A 2267-nucleotide genomic window follows, 5' to 3' on the forward strand; every position below is an offset into this window, starting at 1 on the left:
TGTCAGTGCAGCGGTAGGGATGCGCAGCGCCTGGTCGCGGGCATCGGTCACGATTTCCACATCGGCGCTATAGCCCACCAGGAGATGGCGGACGATGTCGGGACTGTCGAACTGGACCTCGACCTCAACGGTGCGGGCCTGCTTCTCCAGTGCCAGGACATAGGGGGCGATGCGGCGCAATTTGCCTTCGAAATGCCTGCCCCGATAGGCGTCCAGGGTGACGCGCGCCGGCATGCCTACCTGCAGGCGTGCCGCGTCGATCTCGTCGATCGGTGCGGATACATAGAGGCACGAGTCGTCGATCAGGTCCACGGCGGGCAGCGTCGGGATGCCGGGCGGCGAGGGCGTCAGGTATTCGCCGATCTCACCGTTGACTTCGGCCACCACGCCGTCGAAAGGCGCCTTCAGCACCGTGCGCGCAGTATCCGCGCGCGAGGCGGCGATACGCGCCCCGGCCTCCTTCACCTGCGCCTTCGCGGACTCGCACGCGGCGCGCCTGGAGTCGGCGTCGGCATCGGTCCGCTCCACCGCCTGGGGCGAGACGAAGCCTTTCCCCACCAGTTCCCGCGAGCGCCGGGCGTCGCTTGCCGCCGCCTTGGCCAGTTCGCACACTTCGCGCACGTGCGCGGTGGCTGTCAGCAACTGGTTTTGCGAGAGCTGTTCGCGCGCGACCAGGTCTTCGTTCCAGAGGATGAGCAGTATCTGGCCAGCCTTCACCCGATCACCCTTGTGGATATTCAACACCTCGATGCGTCCGGCCGCCGGCGGCGCCAGTTTCGCCCGCCGGCAGGCTGACACCGAGCCTGCCCGGGTGTTGGCGACAGTGGCCTCGACTCGTCCCTGCTCGACCCTGACCGTCGTTACCGCTACCGGCTTGGTACGGTTTGCGTACCAGCCTGTGYCGGCGATGCCTGCGAGTATCGCCACGACAATCGCGATGCGCCTGACGAGGCGGCTGCGTATCAGCGTTCCTGGCGGAGACAGGGGCGTGTCTGGCATAGGGTAGGGGATGCGAAGACGTCGGGTGCGAATGTTGCGCTGCATCAGCCTCACCGTCCGCGGTCTCTGTATCGTAGCCCATCCCAGCAACGCCCATGCAGCGCATCTCCGGGCCCATGTGATGCACGAGCGGGGCGAGGCGGCGTTGCACAGTGTCGTTACCGGCGCAGCCTCATTCCCGTGGCGCGCCGAGCTGGCGGGAGCGCTTCGAAATACGGTGCCATGGCGCAAAGTGCATGAACGTGCACCGCGTGTTTTCCCGAAGGCCGGACTGGGCGATGCCTGCCGTGCAGGCGCTGTCCGCGCCCCGGCTCGCGCTAACTGAGGAATGCGTAGTTTGGTCAGGCGCATATCCGAAAATTCCCATCGAAGAATGGGAAATTTCCGAATGTTCATTGTGGCAATTACCGGTAGCATGCCTGCCGCACCAGAGCGTATCGAGAAATTTCACGGAATTTTGCATTCCGATTTTCGAATAACAATTGGTATTTCGTCATCGCTTCACGGGTTGCCGCCGTACTGCCGTAGCTGTGCGCACGCCGCCAGAAAGGCGTCTCACGAAGGYCATGCCATGCCGAGAAAGCCGGCCTGCGGCCCCGCCTTCCATCTTTGGCATTGCGACTGCACCGTAATCCATAAAAGGAATTTTTTTAAATTTCCTCAAAGAATAGGACACGTCCGATTGATCCTCTCCGCACTCACCCAGTAGCATGTTTGCCGAATCGGGCCGGAGCGCCAAGCTCACGGTGTTTTGCAGCCCGGACTTCGAATAGACGTGGTTGCGTGGTGCGCCGCGGTGCAAAGCACCTAGTCACTTTTCGTTCCTGGCGTGCGCAACCAATCCGCCAGGAATCTTGCCGCGAAGCGGCAGGCGTGACAACGGAGAAGACATGGGCGTTATCGACAAATTCGAGGCATACGGCGCAAGGATGCCCGGGCGCCAGGCTTACCATCTGGACATTCCGCGCGCGGCCAGCGCGGCGGAACTGTCGGTGGTGTCGTTCGAGGCAGTGGAGCGATTGGGAGATCTCTATACCGTCACGATCCGGCTAACCCACCCGCTGGAACTCGACCGGGCTGAATACCTCAATTGTGATGCGACCTTCGTCATTGACCCCGGCGACGGCAGCGAACCGCGCCGGTTCGCGGGGTGGATATCGGCGTTCTCACGCACGAAGCGCACGCGCGATTTCTTCGCCTACGAAATCGTGCTCCGGCCACTGGCCGCGCGGCTCGAACTCGTCCGGACCACGCGCATCTACCAGAAC

General features: G+C 63.0%; 2 protein-coding genes. One reads left to right on the top strand and one right to left on the bottom strand.

Annotated features, from left to right (window positions below; translation table 11 throughout):
• A partial coding sequence (locus tag AC1DKD_RS40795; protein ID WP_477144699.1) for an efflux RND transporter periplasmic adaptor subunit occupies positions 1-927 on the bottom strand: 927 nt, incomplete at its 3' end.
• Between the two features lie 962 nt (positions 928-1889).
• Between AC1DKD_RS40795 and AC1DKD_RS40800 the strand changes: the two genes are divergently transcribed.
• The coding region (locus AC1DKD_RS40800; protein WP_477144700.1) for a contractile injection system protein, VgrG/Pvc8 family at positions 1890-2267 on the top strand (378 nt) is incomplete at its 3' end.

This window comes from Cupriavidus sp. 05T313 (assembly GCF_056396665.1).